The sequence below is a fragment of the Haemophilus sp. HMSC61B11 genome (assembly GCF_001838615.1).
GTDB classification, from domain to species: Bacteria; Pseudomonadota; Gammaproteobacteria; order Enterobacterales; family Pasteurellaceae; genus Haemophilus_D; species Haemophilus_D parainfluenzae_AD.
On sequence record NZ_KV837948.1, the window covers coordinates 37738 to 61408 of the forward strand.

The following is a 23671-nucleotide window of genomic DNA, read 5'->3' on the forward strand; positions in this document are numbered from 1 at the left end:
CCTTGTTATTTTTGAATTCTTGCGACATTAAGTGGTGCAAAGGTTTGTGCAGTAGGCATCACTTCAATGCGATTAATATTGACATGTTCAGGTTGTTGATTGAGCCATAGAACAATATTAGCAATATCTTGTGGACTGACATATTCCACATTTTCATAGAGTTTTTCTGCTCGGGCATCGTCACCTTTAAAGCGAACATTCGAAAATTCAGTTCCACCACAAAGACCTGGCTCAACATTGGTCACGCGAATCTGTGTGCCTGCAAGATCGGCTCGAAGATTTAAACTAAATTGTTTGATAAAAGCTTTAGTACCACCGTATATATTGCCACCAGGATAAGGATAAGTGCCTGCAATTGAGCCTAAATTAATAATGTGACCTGAATTGCGTTCTACCATTTGTGGTAACACAAGACGAGTGATGGTGACGAGACCTTTAATATTGGTATCAATCATTTGCATCCAATCGTCTAAATTCGCTTTATCTGCACTTTCTAAGCCTAATGCTAATCCTGCATTATTCACCAATAAATCAATGGATTGCCAACTAGCGGGAAGGGAATGGAATGCATCTTCTGTTGCCTGGCGATCTGAAATATCAAAGGCAAGAAAATGGAAATTTTCACCTAATTCTTGCTGTAATTGTTCTAAACGAGCTACACGGCGACCCGTGCCAATTACACGATAACCATTTTCAATGAGTGTGTGACAAATTGCCGCACCAAATCCGGCAGTTGCGCCGGTTAGTAATGCTGTTCTTTGCATAATGCTTCCCCTTAGCAATCAGATTAATTTGACAAAATCGTCTTAAAAACTGACCGCACTTTTTCGCTATCTTTCACGCCAGCGGCAGTTTCTACACCAGAATTGAGATCAACCCCTAAGCAACCTTGCTTAATAGCTTGTTCAATATTATCGGGTGAAATGCCACCAGCTAAAATAATTTTGTGTTTCAAGTTTTCAGGAATGAGTGACCAATTAAAGGCTTTTCCTGTACCACCTTGTTGATTAGCAGATTGGCTATCGAAAATATAGCGAGCAATATTTAAATTATCAGTAAAATCAACTGCACTTTGTGCCTCAGTACTCACCGAAATGGCTTTCCAAATTTGTATTTCTTCAGGCAGTTGGTGACGAAGTGCGGTAATAAATTCAGCGGTTTCTGAACCGTGTAGCTGAACAGCATAAAGCTGCAATTGTTTAGCGATTTTTACAATAAAATCAATTTCTTGATTCTGGAATACGCCCACAAAACGAAGTGGTGATGCTGTCACTAATTCTTGGGCTTGACGTAGGCTCACACAGCGTTTTGAATGTTCGACGAAAATTAAACCACCGTATAATGCCCCGTTTGCGTAAACCTCTTTGACATCTTGCGTGCGAGTTAAACCGCATACTTTATTTTCTCCAAAAATCACTTCACGCACAGCATTATTTAAATCTGCACTGCCCATTAGGCTACTGCCGATTAAAAAGCCATGTGCCACTTTTTGCAAATCACGAATTTGGCTGTGATTATAAATCCCTGATTCGCTGATAATACGTGCATCAGTAGGAATGCGATCGGCATATTTTTGTGTGAGTTCTACTACGCGGTTTAAATCAACAGTGAGATCGTGAAGATTACGATTGTTAACACCGATGATTTTTGCACCTAATGCAAGGGCTCGCTCAAACTCTTCTTCGTTGCTGGTTTCCGTCAATACGCCCATGCCAAGAGAATGCGCCAGATCAGCTAGTACTCGATAGGTTTCATCATTCACTACTGAAAGCATCAATAAAATAGCATCCGCTTGATAGTAGCGCGCAAGATAAACCTGATATTCGCTGATCATAAAATCTTTGCACAATACAGGTTGTGAGACAACGTCACGTACTTGCGGCAAATAGTCAAATTTACCTTGGAAGTATTTCTCATCCGTTAGCACAGAAACAGCTGATGCATAATGTTTATACACATTGGCGATTTCGTCTAAATTAAATTCATCACGAATTAATCCTTTAGAAGGGGACGCTTTCTTACATTCCAAAATATAAGCGGGCTTTTGATGTGTGCCTTTAGCCAACGCATCATAAAAAGAGCGGTCAGATTTTTGAATGTTTTCTTTAAATTGTGAAAGCGGAAATTCAGCTTCCTTTGCCTTAACCCATTGTGCTTTGTCTAAGACGATTTTTTGCAGTACTGTAGCAGAGTCAATTGGTTTAGTGAAATCTTGCGTGATCATAATCTTTCTTCTTATTATGGCTTATCAAATCAGCCTTTATCTTAATATCTTGTTAAATGTTGTAATGTCTCAAACGCTTTGCCTGATGCAAGATGAGCTAACACATTTTGAACATTTTGTTTTAAGTCATCATGACCAAATAATTTCAGCAATAATGCCACATTCGCCGCTACCGCATTAGCATGTTCCGCTTTGCCTTGACCTTGTAAAAGTGCGGTCAGATATTGGGCATTTTCTTGCGGTTCTCCACCACGTAAACTTTCTAAAGATTGTGTTTTTAAACCAAAATCTTCTGGGGTTAAAGTGAAGTAGTCAATTTTGCCGTTTTTAATTTCAGCGACTTGGGTTTCACCATGTAAGGCGACTTCATCTAGACCCGCACCATGCACAACAAAAGTATGTTGATGACCTAATGCAACAGCAGTTTCTGCATAGGTTTTCACTAATTCAGGGGCATACACGCCAAGCAAATGATAAGTTGGGCGAGCTGGATTGATTAATGGACCTAAAATATTAAAAAGCGTACGTGTTTTTAATGCCGCACGAACAGGGGCAACATGTTTAAAACCACTGTGGTATTGCTGAGCAAATAAGAAACATACCCCAATATCGTCAAGCGCTTGACGAGCTTGTTCTGGCGTGACATTCACATTTACACCGAGAGCAGTTAATACATCACTGGCACCTGATTTGCTTGATACGCTGCGATTACCATGTTTGGCTACTTTGGCTCCCATCGAGGCTGCAACAATAGCACTCGCCGTAGAAATATTAATTGTGTTTTGACCATCACCGCCTGTACCCACAATATCCGCAAAAGGGTAGTCAGGGCGAGGGAATGATTTGGCATTTTTCAAAGACGCAGATACCGCACCACTTAATTCATCAATAGTGGCACCACGTACTTTTAACGCAATCAGCATGGCAGCGATTTGTTCGTTATTCAGTTCGCCTTGCATAATAGCGTTAAAAATGACCGCACTTTCTTCTTTATTAAGTGTTTTTCCGCTGTAAAGTTGTTCTAATAATTGAGCCGTTTGCATAATCTCGTCCTTTATACGTAAATATCGTAATCTAAATCGCGTGCTTCATCGCCAGTCATACCACGGAAACCCCAACAATGCGCCGGTTGTTCTTTAATCGTAATTTCAACGTTGTGAGATTTAATCCCAATTTTGTATTCGAGTTCGCTGAAGAGCATTTTGATTAAACGTTTTTTTGTACCTTCCATACGACCTTGCATGAGGTTAATCTCAATAACGGTGTAATCATCGTTACGATCGATAGGATAAAGAAAATCTTCTTTATCTAAACATAAAAAACGAATTGCATGTTTTCCGCGAGGAATGTCTAAACCAAGGTTTAAACAGTTATAAATTACTTCAGCAATATCTTGACGACGAGGTGCAAGCACTTCTTTTAATCCATATACGGTAATCATTTTTCTTCCTTAATCTCTGTTTAATAACCATTCCACAGATTGTTGTAATAATTTCGAACCTTGTACAGTAAGAATGCTTTCTGGGTGGAATTGGAAAGCACAAATTGGCAAGGTTTTATGGCGAATCGCCATCACAATACCATTGTAATCTGCATTGACAATAAATTCGTCAGGTAGATTTTTACCCATTAAAGAGTGATAACGTGCCACAGGCATTGGGTTGGCAATATCTTTAAACATGGCTTGGTTATCGTGTTGAATGCGTGATACTTTACCATGTAATACTTCGCCTGCATGTACAACCTCTCCACCAAAGGCTTGAATAAGTGCTTGATGGCCCAAGCAAATCCCGATAATTGGCACATCATTTTTTAAACGTTCAATGAGCGGGAGTAAGATGCCAGCTTCTGCCGGAGTACCTGGTCCTGGAGAGAGCGCAAGAATCGTATCCGGTGTATTTAATGCCTCTTGCACCACTTGCTCTAAATTGGTGTCATTACGATAAATTTTTACGTTATGCCCAAGCACACGGAATTGATCCACTAAGTTATAAGTGAATGAATCAAAATTATCTAAAAAGAGAATATTAGCCATAATTTATCGTCCTTATTTTGCTTGGGTATTGATTTGTTTGATTGCTTTAAGCACCGCAGCCGCTTTATGGCGAGTTTCATCTGCTTCCATTTGAGGATCTGAATCTAATACTTCACCACAACCTGCTTGAATATGCGCAATGCCATTTTGTACAAAGGCAGAACGAATCACGATACAGGTATCAAAACGACCGTCAGAGGTGAGATAACCGACCGCACCACCGTAGCTATGACGTTTTTGTTGTTCAAATTGATAAATTAACTGCATCGCTTTAATTTTAGGCGCACCAGTTAAAGTGCCCATATTCATACAAGCTTGATAAGCGTGTAAGGCATCAAGTTCAGGACGAAGTTTACCCACCACGCGAGAAACCAAATGCATGATGTGCGAATAGCGATCCACTTGCATTAATTCGGCGACTTTACGTGTACCGCTTTGGCAAACACGAGCAATGTCATTACGTGCTAAATCTACCAACATTAAATGTTCAGCTTGTTCTTTATGATCAAGACGTAATTCTAATTCCAAGCGTGCATCCAATTCTGGGTCAATATTACCATGCGCATCAAAACCACGTGGGCGAGAACCTGCAATTGGGTAAATTTCTAATTGGCGATTGTCTGGCGCATATTTCAACGCACTTTCTGGTGATGCACCGAATAAAATGAAATCCTCATCGTTCATGTAGAACATATAAGGGCTTGGATTGTTATGTTTTAATTGTGCATAGCTCGCAAGGGTATTCGGGCAAGTTAATGAAAAACGGCGGGATGGCACGATTTGGAACACATCACCAATATTAATGTGATGTTTTAACGCTTTAACGATACCTGTAAATTCAGGATCTTCAAAGTTGGTACTGACATCATCACTTGCTGCTTTAATGGAAAGTACGCCATCAATATTTTTTAATTTTTGTGCAATAGAAAGTGCCGTTTTCGCGACTTCCACTTGTTCTTCTTGACTAAAACAGAAGCTTTTTAATGTGGCTTGTTGGCTTTGGTGATCGATGGTAATTAAGTTTTCCGCGAGATAGAAACTGTAATCCGGGCAGTGAATACCATCATCTTTTAATTCAACACCTTGCATTGGAATAAAATTTGCCACCAAATCATAAGCAAATAAACCACCTAAAAAGACTGGCGTACTGCTATGTTGATAATGGTTAGAAATTACACGAAGACCATCAAAGATTGTTGCAGATTGTAATTTACTGTCTTCATCTAATTGATTATCGAGCGGCGCAAATTGTACAGAAAATTCATTCTCAAAATTGACCGCACTTACAGTGCCGAGTTGGCTTAATACGGGATGAATTTCGTTTAACACTTGTTTTCCGTTCGAATTCAGTGCTCTAAAGGTCACCTGATTGCCTAAGCAAGTAATTTTAACGGCTGCATTAATTAGAATAAGACTTTGTAAGCTATTTTTGCTACCAATTTCTGCAGAGTCGAGGAGGAGAGAATTTGAGTTCTGTTGGCATAATGTATTAAAAATTGCGGTAGTATCGGCATGGTAGGGAACCGGTTGAGAGGTCACCGCAATAAATGGGGTGTTTTTCATAATGAATCCTTTATTCTGAACTTTTGCACTATTAAACTAGTACATAATGCATAAGTCAAGAAAATAATCAAAAAATTGGCGTAATTTTACAATATTTTTTTAATTTTTAACCAATAAGATTAGAAATAGAGATTTTCAATCAGAAAAAAAGCCATTTCGAGGCATATCTCAAAATGGCTTAATAGAGGGAGCTGATTCAGGAATTAGAGAGAAGCAACGATTTCATCAATTTTATTTCTTGCTGAACGTTGTGCGTTTTCAATTGCCTCAGCGCCTAATCCGATACCTTTTGCATAAGCAAACTGAACATCGGTAATACCAATAAAACCTAAAATCGCTTTTAAGTAATTTGTCACATTGTTATTTTCATCATACATGCCACCAAAGCTCGCTAATACAATCGCTTTTTTTCCTTGAAGTAAACCTTTAGGGCCATTTGCAGTGTATTGGAATGTCACACGAGGGCGAGCGATAAAATCAAAATAGGATTTAAGTTGTGTTGGGATGCCTAGGTTATACATTGGCGCACCAATGACGATGATATCTGCTGCTTTTAATTCAGCCACTAACTCATCTGATAAGGCTAAAAGCGCATTTTCTTCTGCTGTTTTAGGTTCGCCACGTACCGCAGTTGCTGCCGTTGCATCAAAATGGGGAAGGGGTTGTGCTGCTAAATCACGTACCACAATGTTGTGACCTTTTAATTTTTCAATGGTGTAATCGGCTAATTTATTGCTTTGAGAGTTATCTGCAAGGATGCTGGATTTTAATACTAATACGTTCATAGAGTTTCCTTTAATTTGTGTTTATCAAAAGTGCGGTCATTTTATCGGAAATTTTGAATCGATAAAGTAGTTATCAGGAAAATCATTGTTTACTCATTGGAAAGAATTCAGTGAGATATTAACAAGCGTGGTGGAAAGTGCTAAAATTCTCCGCCGCACTTGGTTTGCTCGATAGTGGGAGTGAATGAAAGTGCGGTTTGTTTTTAATCATTATTTGCATGTTGCCTTTCGTATGGGCGACCACTGTATAAGGAAAAATTATGCCTATTATTACTTTACCGGACGGTTCTAAACGTGAATTTGATCGTCCAGTTTCTGTGTTAGAAGTGGCTCAAGATATCGGAGCCGGTCTTGCCAAAGCAACTATCGCGGGCCGTGTAAACGGCGTACGTCATGATGCTTGTGACATCATCAATGAAGATGCCAACCTTGAAATTATTACAGCAAAAGATGAAGACGGTTTAGAAATTATTCGTCACTCTTGCGCACACTTGCTTGGTCACGCAATCAAACAATTATTCCCCGATGTCAAAATGGCAATCGGTCCAACGATTGAAAATGGCTTCTATTATGACGTGGATTTAGACCGTTCTTTAACGCAAGAAGACATTGATGCTATCGAAAAACGTATGCTTGAATTGGCGAAAACCAATTATGACGTCATCAAAACTCCGGTAAGCTGGCAAGAAGCAAGAGATACTTTTGAAAAACGCGGCGAGCCATACAAAATGGCTATCTTAGATGAAAATATCGAACGTACCGCAACGCCTGCGCTTTATCATCACGAAGAATACATTGATATGTGTCGTGGACCACATGTGCCAAATATGCGTTTCTGCCACAACTTCAAATTAATGAAAGTTGCAGGTGCTTACTGGCGTGGTGATAGCAAAAATAAAATGTTACAACGTATCTATGGTACGGCTTGGGCAGATAAAAAACAATTAGCGGAATACTTAACTCGCTTAGAAGAAGCAGCAAAACGTGACCACCGTAAAATCGGTAAAGCGTTAGATTTATATCATATGCAAGAAGAAGCACCTGGTATGGTGTTCTGGCATAACGATGGTTGGACAATTTTCCGTGAATTGGAAACCTTCGTTCGTACTAAATTAAAAGAATACGATTATCAAGAAGTGAAAGGTCCGTTTATGATGGACCGTGTGTTATGGGAAAAAACAGGTCACTGGCAAAACTACGGCGATTTGATGTTTACTACACAATCAGAAAACCGTGAATATGCGATTAAACCAATGAACTGTCCAGGTCACGTTCAAATCTTTAACCAAGGTTTAAAATCTTACCGTGATTTACCAATCCGCATGGCGGAATTTGGTTCTTGTCACCGTAATGAACCATCGGGTTCTTTACACGGTTTAATGCGTGTACGTGGTTTCACTCAAGATGATGCCCACATTTTCTGTACTGAAGATCAAATTGAAAGTGAAGTAACCAGCTGTATCAAAATGGTTTACGACATTTACAGCACTTTCGGTTTCCAAAATATTCAGGTGAAATTATCTACTCGTCCTGAAAAACGTATCGGTGCTGATGATATGTGGGATCGTGCAGAAGCAGGTCTTGCAGCAGCATTAGCGCATAACGGTCTTGAATATGAAATCCAAGAAGGTGAAGGTGCATTCTATGGTCCGAAAATTGAGTTTGCATTACGCGACTGTTTAGATCGTGAATGGCAATGCGGTACCATCCAATTAGACTTTGCATTACCAGGTCGTCTAAATGCGTCTTATGTGGCGGAAGACAATGATCGTCGTACACCGGTTATGATTCACCGTGCGATTTTAGGTTCGATTGAGCGTTTCATCGGTATTATTACTGAAGAATATGCGGGTTTCTTCCCAGCATGGTTAGCGCCAGTTCAAGCGGTTGTGATGAATATTACAGATAGCCAAGCAGACTACGTGCAAAAAGTCGTGAAACAACTTTCTGATGCTGGATTACGTGTTAAAGCAGATTTACGTAATGAGAAAGTCGGCTTTAAGATCCGCGAACACACCTTACGTCGCGTACCTTATATGCTCGTTTGCGGTGATAAAGAAATCGCAGAAGGAAAAGTGGCTGTACGTACTCGTAAAGGTGCAGATTTAGGTACTTTCACGATTGAAGAATTTGCTGAAATCTTAAAATCTCAAGTAAGACAACGTGAGTTGAAATTATTGGGTGAAGAGTAATTGACTCTTTAAAATCTTAATTAAAAATGACCGCACTTTGATGTGCGGTTTTTTATATTCACGGCATAAAAATAAACTCAAATATCCCTTTCTTCTATATAATAGCCTTATCACAAGGAGGCGAATATGACAGCTCAAATTCAACAATTAACATCAGAATTAACTTTAGAACGTATCAATGAAATCCCTGTTTTAACCTTAAATCACCCTGTGGGTTCAGCTCGAATTGCATTACAAGGGGCACAGCTATTAAATTGGCAGCCTAAAGGGGCTGAGCAGGATATCTTTTGGCTAAGTGAGATTGAACCTTTTACACAAGGTGTCGCGATTCGTGGCGGTGTACCGCTTTGTTACCCTTGGTTTGGTGGCGTAAAACAACCTTCACACGGTACAGCGCGTTTACGTTTGTGGAAATTGAGTGATTATGATCTGCAAGCGAATGAAGTGCGGTTAGAATTTTCGCTCTTTTCTGAATATGGTGTGATTGAAGCCAAAATGAAAATGGAATTTACCGATAAATGCACAATGACTTTAACGCATTTAGGCCAAGAACCAGCTCAAGCAGCATTACACAGTTATTTTAATATTGGTGATATTTCACAAATTGAAGTCCAACATTTACCAAACCATTGTTATGACTCATTACAAGGTAAACATACTGATGTTCCTTCAACTCGTAAAATTGAGCAGGGCGTCGATTGTATTTATACATTAGAGGAAGATAAAACATTCTTGGTTGATAAAGCATTTAATCGACGTATTCAAATTACCCATCATCATGCCGATTCAATAGTGCTATGGAATCCTTGGGAAAAAACACCAAGTGCAATGAAAGCGGATGGATATCGAAATATGGTGTGTATTGAAACTGCGAGATTAGAGAAATTACTTCAATTTGGTGAAAGTATTTCTGCTGAAATTAGTGCTTTATCCGCTGATATTTAAAGGAATAGAAATCCTTGTTGCATAAACGTGGCAAATACTATAAAATTTTGCCCGTTTTTTGTTTGTTTTTATAGCAAATGATTTAATAAATCTTCTGTTTGAAGACAGTCGATTTTTTCTTAAATAAATAGAAGGAATAACATTATCAAAACCGTAAAAAAAGCTCCGGCAGCTAACCGCCCGAATCGCATTAACGATGAAATTCGAGTAAAAGAAGTTCGTTTGATTGACCAAGATGGTGAACAAGCGGGGATTGTATCAATTCAACAAGCCTTAGACATGGCAGAACAAGCAGCGCTTGATTTAGTTGAGATCAGTCCGAATGCCGAACCACCGGTTTGTCGTATTATGAACTACGGCAAGTTCCTCTATGAGAAGAGCAAAACTGCAAAAGAACAGAAGAAAAAACAAAAAGTCGTACAAGTGAAGGAAATTAAATTCCGTCCAGGTACAGACGAAGGTGACTACCAAGTTAAATTACGTAGCTTAATCCGTTTCTTAGAAGATGGCGATAAAGCGAAAATTACCGTACGTTTCCGTGGTCGTGAAATGGCTCACCAAGATATCGGTTTAGACGTATTAGAACGCGTTAAAAACGATTTGGCTGATATTTCTGTGGTGGAATCAGCACCAGGTAAATTAGAGGGTCGCCAAGCAGTAATGGTGTTAGCACCAAAGAAGAAATAATAAACAATAAAAAAGCAACCTGAAGGTTGCTTTTTTTACGTTTTTTACTTGGCTATGTCTTTATTTTAGCTTTTTTAATGCCTCACAGCCTTCTTTCCTTCCCCATTCACAAGCTTTTTGATAATAAAATTTGGCTTTTTTATGATTATTTTCATCTTCATAAATTGCGCCTAAATTATAAGCCGCTACCGGGTGCTTATATTCAATTGCTTTTAAATACCATTCTTTTGCTTTAGCAACATTTTGTGGAACCTGATCACTTTCATAATAAATTAGTCCAGCCATAACTTGGCTATCGGTATCTCCTGCCTTGGCTAATTTTTCAAAGAGTTCTAAGGCTTTTTGATGTTCACCGTTATTAAAGTATTTTTCGGCGACACTAAAATACTGGTTAATATGTATTTGGTCAGAGGAATATGGCATTCTATATTTTTCTTCATAGAGTTTACGATAAAGTGCTTCTGCCTCTTCTGATTTTCGTTTTGTCTCCTGTTTTGTATCCATCATAATATGTAAGATTTCTAGTGCCATATCATGATCTTTTACTACGCCCTTGCCTTGATAATACATTAAGCCATAATAATAGGTTGCTTTGCCATATAATTCTTCAAACCCGACGATATCTCGAGAATTTTGTTGATGTGCGTTATCCAGTAAATACTTCGCTTTTTCCCAATTTTGTGTTGTTCCTTTGCCCTCTGCATATAGTATCCCCAGTAAAGGAGAAACCACTCTATAAAAATTATTTTTTGCTCCCTGTACTTCGTAGGATCTTCTTGCCCATTCAAAGGCTTTTTTATCATTTTTAGTGGTTAGTTTGCCATCATAATAGGCTTTGGCAAGTAAAAATTGTGCATAATATGAATCTGTTTGTTCAGCTGTTTGTTGCAACACTTGGAAGCTTGGGTAATCATACTCTGTCCTATAATACCAAGATTGACGCTCTAATGGATTTTGAGGTGCCCAATATTTTACATCCAGCCCACCATTCGTATTTTTCTCACCATAAAAATAGACTTTCTCACCTTCAACGGGAAGAGGACTTACACCACAATATACATCATTACTAAGTTGCACTTGGAGCACATCTTTCTTATCTTTTAAAAAAAACTCATCCATAATAAAGTGTTCGACTATTCCTGCTTCTCTGTAGGACGCCTCACCAGCCACCTTTAATTTTGTTCCTTTAGGAGATGATTTTGCTTGGTTAATAGTGGAAGTGGATAAATTAACATAAGGTGCTTTAACCTCCATCGCATTAAATTTTTCATCAGCAAAGCTACATTTTGCTTTGTTTATTGTGCCTATTGCGACACCAGCGCCCATCAAAATACCTGCACGAATAGGATCTGCTTGACTTGGTAGTGCAAATAATAGCCCCGCTACAATCATAAATTTAGTTTTCATAAACTGTACTCTCTATAAAGAAGAATCATCAAAATTATATTGAAAAAAAAAAACAACAAAGTATAATTTCACAGTTTTTCTTTGTAAATAAGAAAAACTAAAGCAAACAGGCAAACTCAGCAGCCTGAGTTGCTTTTTTAGATTGCGATGTAAATCGCAAAGTAGTGTAATCAGTGCTAGCAAGTAATTCGCAAGAATTCGCCTGATTATTCATTTAAACCAAAAACAATGCGGAGTTTTTTAACAATGCCTAAAATTAAAACAGTACGTGGTGCTGCTAAGCGTTTCAAAAAAACAGCTTCTGGCGGTTTCAAACGTAAACAATCTCACTTACGTCATATTTTGACTAAAAAGACAACTAAACGTAAACGTCATTTACGTCATAAATCAATGGTTGCGAAAGCTGACCAAATTTTAGTAGTAGCTTGCTTACCATACGCATAAGCCGTTATTTAAGCAAAACGTACGATTAGTTAAATTAGTTAAAAATATTACATAGGAGATTAAATAATGGCTCGTGTAAAACGTGGTGTTATTGCAAGAGCACGCCATAAGAAAGTTCTTAAGGCTGCTAAAGGTTATTATGGTGCACGTTCACGCGTGTATCGCGTTGCTTTCCAAGCGGTGATCAAAGCTGGTCAATACGCATATCGTGACCGTCGTCAACGTAAACGTCAATTCCGTCAATTATGGATTGCACGTATCAACGCTGCGGCTCGTCAAAATGGTTTATCTTACAGCAAATTCATCAACGGCTTGAAAAAAGCGTCTGTTGAAATCGACCGTAAGATCCTTGCTGATATCGCTGTATTCGACAAAGTGGCGTTCGCTGCATTAGTTGAAAAAGCAAAATCTGCACTTTAATTTTTTAAAGTTTAGATTCAAAAAATTAGGACGCTAAAAAGCGTCCTTTTTTATTACCACTAAAAAAGAAAAAACCGCTATTCAAAGCTTGAATAGCGGGGAGGTCTTAATTTATAAGAAACTTCAAAAGATAACTGCAATATGCAGTGCACTAGCAATGTATCAGACTGTGTATTTTTGAAATAGTTCGATATTTTTGAAAAAAATTTTAAAAATATCAAAATTAAACGAAAATGAATGAATTTAGCCCTTTATAAAGGCAATAATTTGCTCTTCAATCCCTTTTTCATCTAATTGAATTTCTGCAAGCGCTTCTTGTTGTGTGCCTTGAGGAATAAAAAAATCAGGTAAACCAAGTTGTAAAAGTGCAGTTGTTTTTCCATGAGAATTTAGTACTTCTGAAACCGCTGAACCTGCACCACCATGAATCGCATTTTCTTCTAATGTCACAATGACATCATGTGTATCCGCCATTTCAAGAATGCGAGCTTCATCAATTGGTTTCACAAAGCGCATATCGACAACAGTTGCATTGAGTTTTTCTGCCACAGATAAAGCGGCTGGTAAGAGTGTGCCAAAATTCAGAATCGCGACTTTTTCACCTTGACGAACCATTTTGGAACGGCCAATTTCTAATTCAGCAAGTGGGGTTAATTCTACGCCGATTGCATTTCCACGCGGATAACGTACCGCAGCCGGTTTACCACATTTATAACCAGTGTAAAGCATTTGGCGGCATTCATTTTCATCACTTGGTGTCATAATGATCATATTTGGAATGCAGCGCATAAAACTTAAATCAAAAGCACCTTGGTGAGTTTGACCATCAGCACCTACGATGCCAGCACGATCGATGGCAAAGAGAACAGGTAAGTTTTGAATAGCGACATCGTGAATAAGTTGATCATAAGCACGTTGTAAGAAGGTAGAGTAAATTGCCACAACCGGTTTATAACCGCCAATTGCAAGACCGGCTGCAAAGGTGACCGCATGTTGCTCAGCGATTGCCACATCAAAATATTGTTGCGGGAATCGTTCTGAAAATTCTACCATGCCAGAACCTTCACGCATTGCGGGAGTAATACCCACTAATTTATCGTCTTGTTCCGCCATTTCACATAACCAATCACCAAAGATTTTTGAATAGGTTGGTTTGGCGTTTGATTTAGGCAGTTGTCCACTGATTGGGTCAAATTTGGGTACACCATGGAAACCAATTGGGTCTTTTTCTGCAGGTTCGTAACCTTTTCCTTTCTTCGTTTTGATGTGTAAGAATTGCGGTCCTTTGAGATCACGCATATTGCTTAAGGTGGCAATTAATTCATCAATATTATGCCCGTCAATTGGTCCAATATAGTTAAAACCGAGTTCTTCAAACAGCGTACTTTCTGGCGAGAATATCACACCTTTCATGTGCTCTTCAGTTTTCTTCATAAAGTTTTTAACGGTCGGTACTTTATCTAAGATTTTTTTACTGCCGTCACGAACGGTTGAATATAATGAGCCCGAGAAAATACGCGCAAGGTGATTATTTAATGCTCCCACATTTTCAGAAATAGACATTTCATTATCATTTAAAATAACCAACATATCAGTATGCAAAGAACCCGCATGGTTTAAAGCTTCAAATGCCATACCCGCAGTGATTGCACCATCACCAATTACACAAACGGTTTTACGACCCGCATTTTCACGTTCAGCCGCAACAGCAATACCGAGCCCCGCACTGATAGAAGTAGAAGAGTGGCCAACACTTAATACATCAAATTCACTTTCTTCACGCCAAGGGAAAGGATGGATTCCGCCTTTTTGGCGAATGGTGGACATTTGATCGCGACGACCCGTCAAAATTTTGTGTGGGTAAGCTTGATGTCCCACATCCCAAATTAATTGATCAAAAGGAGTTTTAAAAATGTAGTGTAGCGCAACAGTCAATTCAACGGTACCAAGACCAGATGCCAAATGGCCACTGGTTTGACTAACGGATTCCAACAGATAACTTCGCAATTCCTGACAAAGTTGCGGGAGCTGATCTTTATTTAAAAGACGCAAATCTTCCGGCGAATTAATTAAGGATAAAAGAGGATAATTGTTCATATATTCCTTAGTCCTAAAATTTAAAAAAGTGACCGCACTTTGATAAATTAAAAATAAGCGGTGTTACCATTAACTTTTACGATTGACAATAAATTCAGCTAACTTGCGTAATGCGGTGGTATCAAAAGGTAAATTGTCTAATTCGTGTAAGGCGATTTGATAGAGTTCTTGTGTTTTTTGTTTCGCGCCCTCTAATCCTAACAGCTTTGGATAAGTGCTTTTATCTAAATCCAAATCAGATCCCACAGGTTTACCGATTTCCGCACTGTCGCCTTCAATATCTAAAATGTCATCTTGCACTTGGAAAGCTAGACCGATAGCTTGTGAATAACGTTCTAGTTGTTGCTCTAATTCTTTGTTTTCAAAGTGAGGAGAGCAGATAAAACCTAGTTTTAATGCAGCCGTTAGCAACGCACCAGTTTTATTGCGATGAATAAGTTCTAATTCATCTAAATTAACTTGTTTATGCTCAGAAATTAAATCTAAGCTTTGCCCTAAACACATGCCTTGTACGCCAGATGCTTGAGCCAATACTTTCACTAATTGCAATTTTTGTTCTGTAGAAAGAGAAGGAGCTTCAGTAAGAATTTCAAAGGCAAACGCTTGTAATGCATCACCAGCTAAAATAGCCGTCGCTTCATCAAAAGCGATATGACAAGTTGGTTGACCGCGACGAAGTTCATCGTTATCCATTGCAGGCAAATCATCATGAATTAAAGAATAAGCATGAATAGCTTCAATGGCTGCAGCCGCGTAATCTAAAGCAGTTGTTTCTGCACCCAGCATTTTACCCGTTGCATAGACAAGGAAAGGGCGAACGCGTTTGCCGCCTAGTAATAAGCCATATTTCATGGCATCACGCAAAGGGGCATTATAAGAGTCAATTTCTTCAAATTGATTGGCTAAAAACTGATTAATGCGATCTTGAACTTGTTTGAGTTCAGTGCCGAATTGATAACTCATGGATTATTCGTCCCCTTGATAATCACTTAATGGGGCAGTTTCGCTTTTTTGTAACAAAATTTGAATACGTTGTTCTGCTTGTTGTAAGCGTTCTTGGCCAAGTTGAGCCAATTTAATGCCATTTTCAAATTCTTTCAGCGCATCTTCCAATGGTAATTCACCACTTTCAAGTTTTGTCACAATGGTTTCTAATTGTGCAAGTGTTGTTTCAAAATCAGGTTCAGCATTTGCTGGTTTACGCGCCATTAAATTATCCTTTTCAGATGAATAAATTGCTCCGTATTGTACTTGATTTTTATAGGGATGTTAAAAACTTATTTCAAAGTGCGGTCAGTTTTTCGTGAGAATTTGAACTTTGTGGGATCTGGAATTTAGCGTACAATACGGCCATTTTTTATTATTCACAGATTATTATGAAATTTATCGTTAAACTTTTTCCTGAAATTATGATTAAAAGCGAAACCGTGCGTAAGCGTTTCGCGAAAATTTTGACCTCTAATATCCGCAATATTTTACAGAAGTATGATGAAGAAACAGCGGTTCTTCGTCATTGGGATTACATCGAAGTGCGCTCAAAAAATGAAGCCAATCGTGAAGAGTTGATTGCGCTTTTACAACGCATTCCAGGGATTCATCATTTTTTAGAAGTAGAAGAAAAACCGTTTACCGATTTACATCATATCTTTGAGTTGACTTTAGCGGATGTTGCTACTCAACTTGAAAACAAAACCTTTTGCGTGCGTGTAAAACGTAAAGGTAAACATGATTTCAGTTCCATTGAAGCAGAACGCTATATCGGTGGTGGCTTAAATCAGCATATTGAAAGTGCAAAAGTACGTTTAAAAAATCCTGATGTGACCGTTCGTATTGATATTGAAGATGACAAAATGATGCTGGTGAAAGCCCGTCATGTTGGCCTTGGTGGTTATCCAATTGGGACACAAGAAGACGTGCTTTCATTGATTTCAGGGGGCTTTGACTCTGGCGTATCCAGTTATATGCTTATTCGTCGTGGTTCACGTGTGCATTATTGTTTCTTCAATTTAGGTGGGGCAGCCCATGAAATTGGCGTGAAACAAATGGCTTACCATATTTGGAGCCGTTATAGCTCATCTCATAAAGTCCGCTTTATTGCCATTCCTTTTGAAGGCGTAGTGGGCGAGATTTTAGAGAAAGTTGATAATGGCCAAATGGGCGTCGTATTAAAACGAATGATGGTGCGCGCAGCAAGTAAAGTCGCACAACGTTTTGATATTCAAGCTATTGTTACGGGTGAGGCACTCGGGCAAGTATCTAGCCAAACTTTAACCAATTTACGTTTAATTGATGAAGCATCCGATGCATTAGTCTTACGTCCACTCATTACTCATGACAAAGAACAGATTATCGCGATGGCGAAAGAGATCGGTACGGATGATATTGCTAAATCAATGCCAGAGTTCTGTGGGGTGATTTCTAAAAATCCAACGATTAAAGCGGTACGTGAAAAAATTCTTGAAGAAGAAAATCACTTTGATTTTGATGTGTTAGAAAGTGCGGTTGAAAATGCACAATATTTAGATATTCGCCAAATTGCAGAAGAAACTGAGAAAGAAGTGGTAGAAGTAGATACCATTTCAGTGCTTGGTGAAAACGATATTATTTTAGATATTCGTAGCCCTGAAGAGACAGATGAAAATCCTTTTGAATCAGACGAGCATCAAGTGATGCAATTACCATTTTACAAATTATCTTCGCAATTCGGTTCATTAGATCAAAGTAAAAATTATGTGCTTTATTGTGAGCGAGGCGTGATGAGTAAACTGCAAGCGCTTTATTTAAAAGAAAATGGTTTCACGAATGTGAGAGTTTTCGGGAAAAAATAAGCAAAAAATGACCGCACTTTAACGTGCGGTTTTTTTATTCGTAATCTAATTCACCCACTAATTCATCGATAGCTTTGGCAAGTAATGTTCGGTCATGACGATAGCTGATATCATCTGCATTCAAGCGTTTAGCTAAGATTTTAACAGAAGAAATGGCAGACAAATCGACCGCACTTTTTTCACGATAAGGGGTAATGACACCGTCAATGACGGGTTCGCCAACAATTTCATGAATTTTCTGAATGCGATCAGACAAGGAAAGCTGAGAGGCAGCGCCAATTTCTACCCCTAAATTATCAATAAAAATCACTTTCGCTTTGCTATTACGCAGGGCAGTCGCTAATTCAGGTAGCAATAGCGGCGGCATAATGCTCGTCATGAAACTTCCTGGACCAAGTAAAATGACTTCTGCTTGCTCCAATGCTTGGATGGCTTCTTGTGCGGCTTTAACCATGGGCACTAAGAAAAGTGATTGAGGTAATTCTGTTAAATTATCAATGCTCACTTCACCTACAATACTGGAGCCTGAGCCTAAACTCGCGGCAAGATGAACTGGTTCTTCTGACATGGGGATAATGTGAGATTTTACTTTGAGTAATTCACGAATTAAGTTAATGGCTTCAATAGGGCGAATATGCATATCTTCTAAGGCTTTTAGCATTAAATTGCCTAAATTATGCCCAGAAAGTTCACCTTCGCCAGTAAAGCGGTATTCAAATAATGCGGAGGCCGTGCTTGGCTCAATGATGATCTGGTTTAAGCAATTACGTAGATCTCCCCATGCAATACCACCTTGTTCTTGACGGATTCGACCCGTTGAACCGCCGTTATCTGTGGTGGTGACAATACCGGTTAAACGCTCTTTCATAAAACTAAGTGCCGATAATACACGCCCTAATCCATGACCACCACCAATGGCAACAATATGTTTGATTTCGTCTAAATGTTCATGACGGCTGTGACGAGATAAATCAGACATTTTCCTTCCTTTTTTACCTATAAATAATTATAAAAAATAATGCTATATATTTTTTTATATAAGTTAGTGCTGTTATTTTTATCAATATAGTCGGGTTATTTTACCAAATTATTGCTATTAACCGCTTGCTTTTATTACAATACCAACACAATTTATTTTTAACGCATAACTCCGAGCTTGTTTAGCCTAAGTTTCACAAGAAATATGGTGGCAAGCCAATAACGCGGTACGTTATTCAGGGATACGCTGGAAACGGTTTATCCTCTCCATATTTAGAAAGGTGTAAAATGCAATCCATTCCTATCAAGAACGTAGGAGAGTCTCGCTTAGTCGATCCTTTCCAACGCCAATATTACTATCTACGACTGTCGATTACCGATCAGTGTAATTTTCGTTGTACCTATTGCTTGCCTGATGGTTATCAACCTGAAGCTAACAAGCCAAGTTTCTTAACGTTAAAAGAAATTACCCATCTTGCTCAAGCGTTTGCTGAAATGGGCACAGAAAAAATCCGTTTAACGGGTGGCGAACCGACTTTACGCAAAGATTTTATTTCTATTGCAGAAAGCATCGCTAACATTGATGGCATTCGTCAATTAGCTGTTACAACAAACGGTTATCGCATGGCAAAAGATGTGGCTGATTGGAAAAAAGCAGGGATTACATCTATTAACGTCAGTGTTGATAGCTTAGATCCGAAAATGTTCCATCAAATTACAGGCATCAATAAATTTGATGACGTGATGCGTGGTATCGATCGTGCATTTGAAGTAGGCTACAACAAAGTTAAAGTCAATTCAGTTTTGATGAAAAATTTGAATGACAAAGAGTTTGAGCAATTCCTTGTTTGGGTGAAAGATCGCCCAATTCAAATGCGCTTTATCGAACTCATGCAAACGGGCGAAATGGATAGTTTCTTTGATAAATTCCATCTTTCAGGACTGGTATTAGCGGATAAATTGCTGCAAAACGGTTGGCAATTACAACACAAATCTCATACTGATGGTCCGGCTAAAGTATTCACGCATCCTGATTATGCTGGCGAAATTGGCTTAATTATGCCTTATGAGAAGAATTTCTGCGCAAGCTGTAATCGCCTCAGAGTGTCAGCAAAGGGCAAACTTCATCTTTGCTTGTTCGGCGAAGAAGGCATTGAATTACGTGATTTATTACAATCCCACGAACAGCAAGATATTTTGCAAGCCCGTATTTTCGCTGCACTTCAAGGTAAACGTGAACATCATTATTTACATATCGGTGATAGTGGCGTAAGAAATCATTTGGCCTCTATAGGTGGCTAAAAGTAAATAAGTGAATAAACTATTCACTTATTTTGCTTTTGTCACACATGTAAAACATTCAATATTTTAACCGCACTTTATTTTATTATGACTACATTTACGCATATCAATTCTCAAGGCGAAGCCAATATGGTGGATGTTTCTGCAAAGGCAGAAACTGTTCGTGAAGCTCGAGCTGAAGCCATTGTGACTATGTCAAAAGAAACGCTTTCCATGATCGTGGAAGGCAAACATCACAAAGGCGATGTATTTGCTACAGCACGTATTGCAGGTATTCAGGCCGCGAAACGTACTTGGGAACTTATCCCGCTTTGTCATCCCTTATTACTTTCTAAAGTGGAAGTAAATTTAGAACCGTTACTTGAAACCAATCAAGTTCGTATTCAATCCCTTTGTAAATTAACCGGAAAAACCGGCGTAGAAATGGAAGCATTAACTGCAGCAAGCGTAGCAGCCTTAACCATTTACGATATGTGTAAAGCCGTACAAAAAGACATGGTGATTGAGCACGTTCGCCTGTTAGAAAAGAGCGGTGGAAAATCTGGTCATTTTATTGCGGAGGAAAAATAAGATGTTAAATATTTTATTTTTTGCTCAAACTCGCGAATTAATTGGGGAAGATTCTATTCAGCTTGAAGGCGATTTTGCGACAGCAGAAGCGGTGCGTGAACATCTTGCTCAAAAAGGTGATAGATGGGCGTTAGCGTTAGAAAAAGGGAAGCTTTTAGTCGCTATCAATCAAACTTTGATGCCATTAGAAAGTGCGGTCAAAAATGGTGATGAAATTGCGTTTTTCCCACCAGTAACAGGGGGCTAAATGACGGATATTCAGATTTCAGTACAAGAACAGCCTTTCGATCAAAATGCCGTTTACCAATGGCTTTCCGAACAACATTCAGTTGGTGCAACGGTAATTTTTGTGGGTAAAGTGCGCGATCTTAATTTAGGCGATGAGGTATCCAGCTTATACTTAGAACATTATCCCGCCATGACAGAAAAAGCCTTACGTGAAATTGTAGAACAGGCGAAAGCCCGTTGGGATATCCAACGAGTGTCGGTGATTCATCGTGTGGGACTTTTACATACTGGCGATGAAATTGTTTTAGTCGGCATCAGTTCTGCTCACCGAGGTGATGCCTATCATGCCAATGAATTTATTATGGACTTCTTAAAATCCAAAGCGCCGTTCTGGAAAAAAGAACAAACCAATCAAGGTGAACGTTGGATTGAAGCAAGAGAGAGCGATAAAGAAGCGTTAGAGAAGTGGTAATAAAAAGTGCGGTCAAATTTAACCGCACTTTTGCTTTTTATGAATTAAAGTACTTTCACAATACTTTCACACAAATAACGAATATTATCTTCAGTGATACCGGCCACATTGATACGACCAGAACGAACAGCGTAAATCGCAAATTCTTCTTTTAAGCGGTCAACTTGTTCAGGCGATAAGCCGCTGAAAGAGAACATACCGTTTTGTTCCATGATAAAGCTGAAATCTTGCTCTGCACCGTATTCTTTTAATAACTGAACAAATAAATGACGCATTTTTTTGATGCGTTCACGCATTTCAGTTAATTCATTTTCCCATTCTTGACGAAGTTGAGGATCATTTAACACCGTTGCTACGGTCGCCCCACCGTGAGATGCTGGGTTAGAGTAGAGGGTACGAATAATTGATTTTACTTGTGTTAATGCGGTTGAAGCAATTTCCGCATTTTCAGCTACAAGGGTAAAGGCACCTACACGCTCATTGTATAAACCAAAGTTTTTAGAGAATGAACTCGCCACTAATAATTCCTTATGATTTGCCGCAAATGCACGTAAACCGTAAGCATCTTGCTCTAAGCCATTTGCTAAGCCTTGATAAGCAAAGTCAAAGAGTGGTAACCAGCCATTTTTCGCTGAAAGTGCGGCTAATTCTTGCCATTGTTCAGGGGTTGGGTCAATACCAGTGGGATTATGGCAGCAACCGTGTAACAGCACCACATCCCCTTCGTTTGCTTGGCTTAAATCTTCAAGTAAATGTTCCCAGTCAAGGGCTTTGAGTTCAGCATCATAATAACGATATTCACGAATCGTCATGCCTACCGCATTGAAAATTGCATTGTGGTTTGGCCATGTTGGCGTACTGATCCACACATTTTGAGCCTTGGTTTGGCGTTTAATGAATTCCGCAGCAATGCGTAATGCACCTGTGCCGCCTAAGCTTTGTACCGTTCTTGCACGATTCGCTTTAATGACTTCTGAATCTTTACCGAAAAGGAGTTCTTTTGTACGTTCGTTATAATCAGCAATACCATCGATAGTGAGATAGTTTTTCGTTTTTTCGTTATCAAATAAGCGTTTTTCGGCTTCTTTTACCGCACGCATAATTGGCGTTGTACCTTGTGCATCTTTATAAACGCCAATACCTAAGTTGATTTTATTTTCACGCGTTTCAGATTTGAATGCTTCGCCTAAGCCTAAGATAGGATCGGCCGGAGCAGCTTTGATATGTTCAAACATAGCTTTTCCTTATGTATGTGTTGTGAGATGAGTAATTTTATACTTCAGTCGATGGATTTTATCAAGAAGAACCTAATAAAAATCAACCGCACTTTGATGTTTTTAGATATTCATCAAAAAGTACGGTTGTTTTTTCAATTATTTTAATTTTTCAATCGCCCAATTTAAACCAGATTGATAGTCTTCAGGGAGTTCGTGACGAAGTTTTTCGAGCTGTTGAATAATGACCGTTTTATCAGGATGCGTAATATTGATATGACCTAATTTCCGACCTGGACGAACTTCCTTACCATACCAATGTAACTGGGAGAAAGGCGTATTCAACCATTGCGGATTATGTTCTGTACCAATTAAATTAACCATGACACTTGGTGCAATAGGTTGCAATGACGGTGTGGGTAAATCTAATAAAGCACGTAGATGCAATTCAAATTGACTAATGGCACAACCTAGTTGTGTCCAATGGCCACTGTTATGCACACGAGGGGCAAGTTCATTAATTAATAATTTATCGCCCACCACAAAGCATTCCATTGCCATTACACCCACATATTCAAGTTTATCCATGATTTTCCCAAGCATAGATTCAGCCTGAATTTGTTGGCTTTCTTGTTGTGGAAATGAAATGTCTGTCACACTGTAACGTAAAATGCCATTTTGCTGTAGGTTATGTGTCACCGGATAGAAACGTTTTTCACCGTTTTTAAATCTTGCGCCTACGATAGACACTTCATAATCAAAAGGAATGAATTTCTCTGCGATAACTTCACCGAATAAATCGTCTGTAATATCATTTTGATTACTTTCAGTGATAATCCATTGGCCGCGACCGTCATAACCACCAGTACGACGTTTTACCACGACTTTTTCACCTACGTTTTTAAATACTTCAGTCCACTGATTCTTATCTTTCAATAAACACCATGGCGAGGTAGAGAGATTAAGTTCATCCAGTAAAGATTTTTGGGTAAAACGATCAGCCAATAAGCCAAAAACATTCTGATTAACGAAATTTTTATGATGACCTAATAATTCGGTTAAAGGTGTTTTTTCCCAACGTTCAATTTCTGCGGTGATGATGGCATCTTTAGGTAAATCAAATACAGGCGCATTAAACTCAAGCGGTTGAACATGAATGTCTAATGGTGCACCAGCGTAACGTAACATTCTGCCGAGTTGACCATTACCGAGTACATAAACAGTAGGATATAGGGTAGAGTTTTGCATAAAATTTCTCATCAAATCTAGCTAAAAAAACA

The 23671-nt window shown here is 38.8% G+C and carries 24 protein-coding genes and 1 riboswitch; of the genes, 10 read left to right on the plus strand and 14 right to left on the minus strand.

Going from position 1 to position 23671, the window contains the following annotated elements; genetic code table 11:
• Nucleotides 1–5: 5 nt before the first annotated feature.
• The 7 genes from HMPREF3263_RS00250 to HMPREF3263_RS00280 all read right to left on the minus strand — a co-directional run bounded on the left by HMPREF3263_RS00250 (nucleotide 6) and on the right by HMPREF3263_RS00280 (nucleotide 6607).
• On the minus strand, nucleotides 6–764 hold the full coding sequence (locus tag HMPREF3263_RS00250) for an SDR family oxidoreductase (protein ID WP_005697555.1): 759 nt from the start codon (nucleotides 762–764) through the stop codon (nucleotides 6–8).
• A 23-nt stretch (nucleotides 765–787) separates the two neighbouring features.
• Entirely contained in the window at nucleotides 788–2224 is a 1437-nt protein-coding gene (trpCF, locus tag HMPREF3263_RS00255; RefSeq protein ID WP_005697508.1) for a bifunctional indole-3-glycerol-phosphate synthase TrpC/phosphoribosylanthranilate isomerase TrpF, read from the minus strand.
• Nucleotides 2225–2265: 41 nt separating this feature from the next.
• The gene (gene trpD / locus HMPREF3263_RS00260; RefSeq protein WP_005697509.1) at nucleotides 2266–3267 is read right to left on the minus strand and encodes an anthranilate phosphoribosyltransferase; all 1002 of its coding nucleotides are present in this window, start codon (nucleotides 3265–3267) and stop codon (nucleotides 2266–2268) included.
• A gap of 11 nt (nucleotides 3268–3278) precedes the next feature.
• Nucleotides 3279–3665, minus strand: a complete 387-nt coding sequence (locus HMPREF3263_RS00265) for a tautomerase family protein (RefSeq protein ID WP_005629316.1) — start codon at nucleotides 3663–3665, stop codon at nucleotides 3279–3281.
• Nucleotides 3666–3674: 9 nt separating this feature from the next.
• On the minus strand, nucleotides 3675–4259 hold the full coding sequence (locus HMPREF3263_RS00270; protein WP_005697516.1) for an aminodeoxychorismate/anthranilate synthase component II: 585 nt from the start codon (nucleotides 4257–4259) through the stop codon (nucleotides 3675–3677).
• Between the two features lie 12 nt (nucleotides 4260–4271).
• Nucleotides 4272–5822, minus strand: a complete 1551-nt coding sequence (trpE, locus tag HMPREF3263_RS00275) for an anthranilate synthase component I (RefSeq protein ID WP_005697493.1) — start codon at nucleotides 5820–5822, stop codon at nucleotides 4272–4274.
• A gap of 203 nt (nucleotides 5823–6025) precedes the next feature.
• Nucleotides 6026–6607 carry an FMN-dependent NADH-azoreductase gene (locus tag HMPREF3263_RS00280; protein WP_005697480.1) on the minus strand — a complete coding sequence of 194 codons (582 nt, stop codon included), beginning with the start codon at nucleotides 6605–6607 and terminating at the stop codon, nucleotides 6026–6028.
• A 260-nt stretch (nucleotides 6608–6867) separates the two neighbouring features.
• On the opposite strand from HMPREF3263_RS00280, the gene thrS reads away from it, so the two are divergent.
• The 3 genes from thrS (at nucleotide 6868) to infC (ending at nucleotide 10431) form a co-directional block, all read left to right on the plus strand.
• Complete coding sequence (thrS, locus tag HMPREF3263_RS00285; RefSeq protein ID WP_005697543.1) at nucleotides 6868–8799, plus strand: threonine--tRNA ligase; 1932 nt, start codon at nucleotides 6868–6870, stop codon at nucleotides 8797–8799.
• A gap of 126 nt (nucleotides 8800–8925) precedes the next feature.
• Entirely contained in the window at nucleotides 8926–9744 is an 819-nt protein-coding gene (locus HMPREF3263_RS00290; RefSeq protein WP_005697500.1) for a D-hexose-6-phosphate mutarotase, read from the plus strand.
• 144 nt (nucleotides 9745–9888) lie between these two features.
• Nucleotides 9889–10431 (plus strand): translation initiation factor IF-3, encoded by a 543-nt coding sequence (infC, locus tag HMPREF3263_RS00295; protein ID WP_080351268.1) that lies wholly within the window; start codon nucleotides 9889–9891, stop codon nucleotides 10429–10431.
• 60 nt (nucleotides 10432–10491) lie between these two features.
• Here infC and HMPREF3263_RS00300 read toward each other — a convergent pair whose 3' ends face one another.
• On the minus strand, nucleotides 10492–11838 hold the full coding sequence (locus tag HMPREF3263_RS00300) for a tetratricopeptide repeat protein (RefSeq protein ID WP_005697542.1): 1347 nt from the start codon (nucleotides 11836–11838) through the stop codon (nucleotides 10492–10494).
• A 246-nt stretch (nucleotides 11839–12084) separates the two neighbouring features.
• Between HMPREF3263_RS00300 and rpmI the strand changes: the two genes are divergently transcribed.
• Nucleotides 12085–12282: a 50S ribosomal protein L35 gene (gene rpmI, locus HMPREF3263_RS00305; protein ID WP_005697478.1), complete on the plus strand. Its 198-nt coding sequence runs from the start codon at nucleotides 12085–12087 to the stop codon at nucleotides 12280–12282.
• Nucleotides 12283–12348: 66 nt separating this feature from the next.
• Complete coding sequence (gene rplT, locus HMPREF3263_RS00310) at nucleotides 12349–12702, plus strand: 50S ribosomal protein L20 (protein ID WP_005596075.1); 354 nt, start codon at nucleotides 12349–12351, stop codon at nucleotides 12700–12702.
• 243 nt (nucleotides 12703–12945) lie between these two features.
• On the opposite strand, the gene dxs is transcribed toward rplT, so the two are convergent.
• The 3 genes from dxs to xseB all read right to left on the minus strand — a co-directional run bounded on the left by dxs (nucleotide 12946) and on the right by xseB (nucleotide 16008).
• A complete protein-coding gene (dxs, locus tag HMPREF3263_RS00315; RefSeq protein WP_005697482.1) occupies nucleotides 12946–14799 on the minus strand; it encodes a 1-deoxy-D-xylulose-5-phosphate synthase in 1854 nt (617 codons plus the stop codon).
• A gap of 69 nt (nucleotides 14800–14868) precedes the next feature.
• Complete coding sequence (ispA, locus tag HMPREF3263_RS00320) at nucleotides 14869–15762, minus strand: (2E,6E)-farnesyl diphosphate synthase (RefSeq protein ID WP_049380819.1); 894 nt, start codon at nucleotides 15760–15762, stop codon at nucleotides 14869–14871.
• Nucleotides 15763–15765: 3 nt separating this feature from the next.
• The gene (gene xseB / locus HMPREF3263_RS00325) at nucleotides 15766–16008 is read right to left on the minus strand and encodes an exodeoxyribonuclease VII small subunit (RefSeq protein ID WP_005696153.1); all 243 of its coding nucleotides are present in this window, start codon (nucleotides 16006–16008) and stop codon (nucleotides 15766–15768) included.
• Nucleotides 16009–16175: 167 nt separating this feature from the next.
• Between xseB and thiI the strand changes: the two genes are divergently transcribed.
• Entirely contained in the window at nucleotides 16176–17627 is a 1452-nt protein-coding gene (thiI, locus tag HMPREF3263_RS00330) for a tRNA uracil 4-sulfurtransferase ThiI (protein ID WP_070852788.1), read from the plus strand.
• Between the two features lie 34 nt (nucleotides 17628–17661).
• Here the strand turns inward: thiI and yvcK are convergent, their stop codons facing one another.
• Nucleotides 17662–18606 carry a gluconeogenesis factor YvcK family protein gene (gene yvcK, locus HMPREF3263_RS00335; protein ID WP_070852789.1) on the minus strand — a complete coding sequence of 315 codons (945 nt, stop codon included), beginning with the start codon at nucleotides 18604–18606 and terminating at the stop codon, nucleotides 17662–17664.
• 157 nt (nucleotides 18607–18763) lie between these two features.
• A riboswitch (molybdenum cofactor riboswitch) is annotated at nucleotides 18764–18905 on the plus strand.
• Between yvcK and moaA the strand changes: the two genes are divergently transcribed.
• The 4 genes from moaA (at nucleotide 18894) to moaE (ending at nucleotide 21177) form a co-directional block, all read left to right on the plus strand.
• Nucleotides 18894–19907 (plus strand): GTP 3',8-cyclase MoaA, encoded by a 1014-nt coding sequence (gene moaA, locus HMPREF3263_RS00340; RefSeq protein WP_005697539.1) that lies wholly within the window; start codon nucleotides 18894–18896, stop codon nucleotides 19905–19907. It overlaps the preceding riboswitch by 12 nt.
• An 87-nt stretch (nucleotides 19908–19994) precedes the next feature.
• A complete protein-coding gene (moaC, locus tag HMPREF3263_RS00345) occupies nucleotides 19995–20477 on the plus strand; it encodes a cyclic pyranopterin monophosphate synthase MoaC (protein ID WP_009499888.1) in 483 nt (160 codons plus the stop codon).
• A 1-nt stretch (nucleotide 20478) separates the two neighbouring features.
• Nucleotides 20479–20724, plus strand: coding sequence for a molybdopterin synthase sulfur carrier subunit (gene moaD, locus HMPREF3263_RS00350; RefSeq protein WP_005697530.1), 246 nt, complete (start codon nucleotides 20479–20481; stop codon nucleotides 20722–20724).
• Complete coding sequence (moaE, locus tag HMPREF3263_RS00355) at nucleotides 20725–21177, plus strand: molybdopterin synthase catalytic subunit MoaE (protein ID WP_005631888.1); 453 nt, start codon at nucleotides 20725–20727, stop codon at nucleotides 21175–21177.
• A 44-nt stretch (nucleotides 21178–21221) separates the two neighbouring features.
• Here the strand turns inward: moaE and HMPREF3263_RS00360 are convergent, their stop codons facing one another.
• A complete protein-coding gene (locus HMPREF3263_RS00360) occupies nucleotides 21222–22412 on the minus strand; it encodes an amino acid aminotransferase (RefSeq protein WP_005697519.1) in 1191 nt (396 codons plus the stop codon).
• A gap of 138 nt (nucleotides 22413–22550) precedes the next feature.
• Nucleotides 22551–23639 carry a 5-(carboxyamino)imidazole ribonucleotide synthase gene (gene purK, locus HMPREF3263_RS00365; protein ID WP_005697549.1) on the minus strand — a complete coding sequence of 363 codons (1089 nt, stop codon included), beginning with the start codon at nucleotides 23637–23639 and terminating at the stop codon, nucleotides 22551–22553.
• Nucleotides 23640–23671 lie beyond the last annotated feature (32 nt).

Coding starts and splice junctions, on each gene's coding strand:
- HMPREF3263_RS00250 (WP_005697555.1), bottom strand. CDS start 764: ATGCAAAGAACAGCATTACTAACCGGCGCAACTGCCGGATTTGGTGCG.
- trpCF (WP_005697508.1), bottom strand. CDS start 2,224: ATGATCACGCAAGATTTCACTAAACCAATTGACTCTGCTACAGTACTG.
- trpD (WP_005697509.1), bottom strand. CDS start 3,267: ATGCAAACGGCTCAATTATTAGAACAACTTTACAGCGGAAAAACACTT.
- HMPREF3263_RS00265 (WP_005629316.1), bottom strand. CDS start 3,665: ATGATTACCGTATATGGATTAAAAGAAGTGCTTGCACCTCGTCGTCAA.
- HMPREF3263_RS00270 (WP_005697516.1), bottom strand. CDS start 4,259: ATGGCTAATATTCTCTTTTTAGATAATTTTGATTCATTCACTTATAAC.
- trpE (WP_005697493.1), bottom strand. CDS start 5,822: ATGAAAAACACCCCATTTATTGCGGTGACCTCTCAACCGGTTCCCTAC.
- HMPREF3263_RS00280 (WP_005697480.1), bottom strand. CDS start 6,607: ATGAACGTATTAGTATTAAAATCCAGCATCCTTGCAGATAACTCTCAA.
- thrS (WP_005697543.1), top strand. CDS start 6,868: ATGCCTATTATTACTTTACCGGACGGTTCTAAACGTGAATTTGATCGT.
- HMPREF3263_RS00290 (WP_005697500.1), top strand. CDS start 8,926: ATGACAGCTCAAATTCAACAATTAACATCAGAATTAACTTTAGAACGT.
- HMPREF3263_RS00300 (WP_005697542.1), bottom strand. CDS start 11,838: ATGAAAACTAAATTTATGATTGTAGCGGGGCTATTATTTGCACTACCA.
- rpmI (WP_005697478.1), top strand. CDS start 12,085: ATGCCTAAAATTAAAACAGTACGTGGTGCTGCTAAGCGTTTCAAAAAA.
- rplT (WP_005596075.1), top strand. CDS start 12,349: ATGGCTCGTGTAAAACGTGGTGTTATTGCAAGAGCACGCCATAAGAAA.
- dxs (WP_005697482.1), bottom strand. CDS start 14,799: ATGAACAATTATCCTCTTTTATCCTTAATTAATTCGCCGGAAGATTTG.
- ispA (WP_049380819.1), bottom strand. CDS start 15,762: ATGAGTTATCAATTCGGCACTGAACTCAAACAAGTTCAAGATCGCATT.
- xseB (WP_005696153.1), bottom strand. CDS start 16,008: ATGGCGCGTAAACCAGCAAATGCTGAACCTGATTTTGAAACAACACTT.
- thiI (WP_070852788.1), top strand. CDS start 16,176: ATGAAATTTATCGTTAAACTTTTTCCTGAAATTATGATTAAAAGCGAA.
- yvcK (WP_070852789.1), bottom strand. CDS start 18,606: ATGTCTGATTTATCTCGTCACAGCCGTCATGAACATTTAGACGAAATC.
- moaA (WP_005697539.1), top strand. CDS start 18,894: ATGCAATCCATTCCTATCAAGAACGTAGGAGAGTCTCGCTTAGTCGAT.
- moaC (WP_009499888.1), top strand. CDS start 19,995: ATGACTACATTTACGCATATCAATTCTCAAGGCGAAGCCAATATGGTG.
- moaD (WP_005697530.1), top strand. CDS start 20,479: ATGTTAAATATTTTATTTTTTGCTCAAACTCGCGAATTAATTGGGGAA.
- moaE (WP_005631888.1), top strand. CDS start 20,725: ATGACGGATATTCAGATTTCAGTACAAGAACAGCCTTTCGATCAAAAT.
- HMPREF3263_RS00360 (WP_005697519.1), bottom strand. CDS start 22,412: ATGTTTGAACATATCAAAGCTGCTCCGGCCGATCCTATCTTAGGCTTA.
- purK (WP_005697549.1), bottom strand. CDS start 23,639: ATGCAAAACTCTACCCTATATCCTACTGTTTATGTACTCGGTAATGGT.